Source organism: Methanocalculus sp. (genome assembly GCF_029762515.1).
Taxonomy (GTDB): Archaea; Halobacteriota; Methanomicrobia; order Methanomicrobiales; family Methanocorpusculaceae; genus Methanocalculus.
The window spans coordinates 1-4,294 of record NZ_JARVGN010000190.1 but is presented as its reverse complement, the minus strand read 5'-3'; the positions used below and the strand labels follow the sequence as shown (position 1 = coordinate 4,294).

The window sequence follows — 4,294 nt, the reverse complement described above, 5'->3', positions numbered from 1 at the left end:
GATCTTTTTCAAGGATTGCCCGGCCTGATGCGGTTCTTGGGCTTGGGCTTGGGATGCATTCTGCGCCCCAGACCTCCATCATTGATTTCCGGTAGGGCTTATGGTAGTAGCTTGAACTGACCATATAGACCGTGCATTCGAGATCAAAGAGGCTCGTTGCAAAGGAGAGTGCAGAACCCCACTGCCCGGCGCCGGTCTCTGTGGCGATCCGCTCGATCCCTTCCTTCATATTGTAGTATGCCTGGGGAACAGCGGTGTTTGGCTTGTGGCTCCCTGCGGGGCTGACACCTTCCCACTTGTAGTAGATCTTTGCAGGCGTCTTCAAGAACTTCTCAAGCCTGTGGGCCCGGATTAAGGGGGATGGCCTCCAGATCTGGAGGATCTCCCTGATATCTTCCGGGATTGGGATATTCTTCTGCTGGCTCATCTCCTGGCCTATAAGCTCCATCGGGAAGATGGGGGCGAAGTCTTCAGGGCCTGCCGGCTTTCCGGTTCCGGGGTGAAGCGGCGGGTCAAGGGGTGAGGGGAGATCCGCCTGGATATTGTACCAGGTCTTCGGGAGGCTCTCCTCGTCAAGGTAGATCTTGGTCTGCATCATATTCCTCCAATTACACACATCATTGTTCTGTAATGTATGAATATGTACATCAGAGTAATAAAAGTATCTCTGATCAGCCCAGTCTCTTCTTCTTCAGTTGTGTCTTTACCCGCATGTTTTTAGAGAGCATGAGCTTTTTATCCCGGATGAGGGCGTGAATTGCATTTTTCACCTCATCACCGGTCCATTCGGTTGCGATACCAAACGCCGGAAGAGAGGCATGGGCAGCTGTTTTTGACGACCCGGTGAGAATGGCTGCGGCGGTATCAATCCCAAAACGGCCGGATATGGATTCAATGCCTTTTGTTATTCGATCTTCAAGGCTCATGGTTGCAGATCTGCAGATATCGCAGTTTCCACAGCTCATCGCCGGATACTCTTCGCCAAAGACGTCGAGGAGGCTCCGGCGGCGGCATCTGGCGCTCTCGCACCATGCCTGCATGGTGCTGAGTTTGTTGATTCTAATCGAGAGATCGGTGTGGCTTGTGTACTCCTTTTCTATCAGTTTTTTTGAGATGGCGAAGTCCTGTTTTGAGTAGAAGAGGAGGGATTCAGCGGGTTTTCCGTCTCTCCCCGCACGCCCGCTCTCCTGGTAGAAGGACTCGATATCCTTTGGAGGATGGAAATGGACGACGAAACGGACATCAGGCTTGTCGATCCCCATCCCGAAGGCGACAGTTGCGCAGATGATGTCTGTCCTGCCTTTGAGGAAAGAGTCCTGGGTACGGGAGCGATCATTTCCGGAGAGCCCTGCATGGTAGGCGAGTGCCCGGATATCGCGTCTCCTGAGTTCGTGTGCGATCTCATCTGCTGCTTTTCTGGAACGGCAGTAGACGATCCCGGCTTTTTTGTAGTGCCGGGAGATGAGGAGTGCAAGGAGGCGGATACGTTCGGACTCCCGCTTCTCATTGATTGCCGTGTAGGCGATATTCTCCCGATCAAAGCCGCCGACATACTTGATCGGATCCCTGAGATGCAGCTGGGTGATGATATCATCCCGCACCTCTTCGGTTGCGGTTGCGGTGAGGGCGATGATCGGGGTTTTCGGGAAGAGATCGCGGATGAGGGAGAGTGAACGGTAATCTTTCCTGAACTGGTGGCCCCACTGGGAGATGCAGTGCGCCTCGTCGATTGCAAAGAGCTTCGGGTTGATTCTCCGGAGGAGGTCCCGGAATGCCGGCAGGGCGAGGCGCTCGGGTGAGACATAGAGGATCGTGATCGATCCGTCTGTCAGTTCGGCTTCGACCGCCTTTCTCTGGTCATAGGTCTGGTTCGAGGTGAGGAGTGCCGCACTGATTCCCTGCCGGTTCATATCATCGACCTGATCTTTCATCAGGGCTATAAGTGGGGAGACGACGACGGTGGTGCCGCCGAGAAGGACGGCGGGGAGCTGATAGCAGATGGATTTGCCGCCGCCGGTTGCCATGACGGCGAGGACGTCCCTGCCTGCAAGGAGATCTTCGACGATCCTCTCCTGGTTGGGCCGGAATGTGGTGTGGCCAAAGAATGCTTCAAGGGTCTTCTGGCAGGAAGTCTCTGCCTTCATGGCATCTCCCTGAGGTTTTTGTACTCGATATAGCTGACGAGTACACACCAGAGGAGAGCGATGATGGCGGGGGCAAGAACGAAGAGGAAGATATGATCGGGATAGAATACGCCAAAGAGGGTGAGTCCTGCGGCGATACGGAAGATATTTGCGCTCCTCTGGTGTGTCCGTACCCAGACCTCGTCGCTCCTCATCGTCCAGGGGGTCCGAATCCCCATCATTTTATTCCTTTTCATTATCCGGGGGAGGATGATCGAGATACCGAGATAGAAGAGGGCGAAGAGGACCGGGAAGAAGAACGCCGGGTCTATTGCAGAGCCGAGGATGGTGAGGCTCTGGAAGATCTGGACTGCAAAGAGGAGGGCGAGAATGAGGACGATGAACCAGCCGGTTGCCCGCCGTGTCTTTGTGTCGCCTGAACCGAGGTACCTGAGCATGGCTCCGAAGATGAGGGCGGTTGCGAGGAGGATTGCCGGGATGATTGCGAGCCCAAATGCCTTATCTGACCATGCATCCGGCTCGCCCCCGATATTCCAGTGGGTTGGGATCTGGTCCGGTGCTGCCGGATAGATGAGGACTACTATGAGGAGTGATGCGGCGATGATGATGAGTGTGGCGATCCGGTGGGCTTCCATTGTCTTGTACTTCCTGTTGAACGCACAGCATGAAAAGGGATACTGTCCGGAGATCTCCGGGAGTGCGGATGGTTGACTGTACTCAACTGATTTATACCACAAAACCACAATCAACCCGTATGAATACCCGAAGAGAAGGAAAGGTTTCCGTGTCGGGAGGGGAAGTCGGATACAGTATTGCTGGCGGTGATACGCCCGGCATCCCGCTGATCCTGGTGCATGGCGGACCAGGGGGGAGCTATGATGCATTTGAGCCGTTCCTTTCTCTGGCACATTCCCGGCCGGTGATCTGCTATGACCAGCTCGGCTCATACCGCTCACCCGCACCTGTTGATGATTCGCTTCTGTCGCTTGAACGATTCGCAGATGAGCTGCATGCGGTCAGAACGGCGCTTGCACCGGGGCGGGTGCATCTCCTCGGCCATTCATTCGGAGCGATGGTTGTTCTTGCGTATATCGGGAAGTACGGGCAGGAGGATATCGCTTCACTGACACTCGCCGGGCCCCTGATCTCGTCACCTCGCTGGGAAGCAGACCAGCGGCGGCTGCTCGCCGGGATGCCGCCGGATACACGGGCGGTGATCGAGATGCACGAGTCATGTGAGGTCTATGACTCGCCCGCATACCAGGAGGCGATGATGGCATACTACCGCCGCCACCTCTGCCGGATGGATCCCTGGCCGGACTGCCTGAACCGGATGTTCGAATATATGGCGGCCCCGATCTACCTGGCGATGTGGGGGCCCTCTGAGTTCACGGTCCGGGGGAGCCTGCGGGAGAAGGATCTGAAAGGTGTCCTGCGAGAACTCCGGCTGCCGGTGCTCTTTACCTGCGGCGAGTTTGATGAGGCGACACCCCTGGCGGTCCGGGACTTCTGCGATCTGACAGACGGAGCGGTAATGAAGATCTTTGCCGGTGCATCGCACATGCATTTCCTTGAGGCGGAAGAGGAGTTCATGGCGGTGCTCTCGGCGTTTCTGGATGGAGCGGATCGGTAGGAAGTCCGGAAGATCAAAGAACGAATGAGCGGGCAGAAAGAAGAAAGAGAGAGAGAGGGAGGGAGGAAGGAAGGAAGAGAGAAAGGAGAGATTATGCCTGCTTCACGAGCAGGTAGATGCCCCCGAGTGCTGAGAGGGAGGCGAGGATATTGATGATCGAGAGCATGTCATCTCCATATCCCATCATCGAGGTGATATCGTAGACTGCAAAGAGCAGGAATGCAAGGGCAAAGAGGTATCCTGCCTCTATCTTCAGTCTGTACCCCGCATAGCATCCGAGGATAACGATAATCAGCTGGATGGCGATAGAAACCGGGGTGAGCATCTCAGCGAGTGCCATAGTCAGAGATACAGTTTTTTATGTATATATAAATGTCCATATCCGGCATCACTGAGGAAGGCGAGAGGGAGATAAAGAGGTGGTGATGAGAGCAGATGGCAGAAAGATGAGAGGAAGATGCATGAAGGGTGACAGGGGGGGGGTTAAATTATCTCTTGTACTAGTACTGCTCACAAC

At 55.1% G+C, this 4,294-nt stretch carries 5 protein-coding genes; 1 reads left to right on the top strand and 4 read right to left on the bottom strand.

Annotation, left to right across the window (positions count from 1 at the left end):
• The 3 genes from QCH34_RS07690 to QCH34_RS07680 form a co-directional block, all read right to left on the bottom strand.
• Positions 1 to 595: pyridoxal-phosphate dependent enzyme (locus QCH34_RS07690; protein WP_300332479.1), on the bottom strand; the 595-nt coding region annotated here is incomplete at its 3' end.
• A 76-nt stretch (positions 596 to 671) separates the two neighbouring features.
• Positions 672 to 2,144, bottom strand: a complete 1,473-nt coding sequence (locus QCH34_RS07685) for an ATP-dependent DNA helicase RecQ (protein ID WP_300332477.1) — start codon at positions 2,142 to 2,144, stop codon at positions 672 to 674.
• Positions 2,141 to 2,881: a DUF1648 domain-containing protein gene (locus QCH34_RS07680; RefSeq protein ID WP_300332475.1), complete on the bottom strand. Its 741-nt coding sequence runs from the start codon at positions 2,879 to 2,881 to the stop codon at positions 2,141 to 2,143. The genes QCH34_RS07685 and QCH34_RS07680 overlap by 4 nt, the downstream gene beginning before the upstream one ends.
• Positions 2,882 to 2,898: 17 nt before the next feature.
• Here QCH34_RS07680 and QCH34_RS07675 point away from each other — a divergent pair, with 17 nt between their 5' ends.
• A complete protein-coding gene (locus QCH34_RS07675) occupies positions 2,899 to 3,777 on the top strand; it encodes a proline iminopeptidase-family hydrolase (protein ID WP_300332473.1) in 879 nt (292 codons plus the stop codon).
• Between the two features lie 91 nt (positions 3,778 to 3,868).
• Here QCH34_RS07675 and QCH34_RS07670 read toward each other — a convergent pair whose 3' ends face one another.
• Positions 3,869 to 4,117, bottom strand: a complete 249-nt coding sequence (locus QCH34_RS07670; protein ID WP_292735446.1) for a hypothetical protein — start codon at positions 4,115 to 4,117, stop codon at positions 3,869 to 3,871.
• Between the last annotated feature and the right edge of the window lie 177 nt (positions 4,118 to 4,294).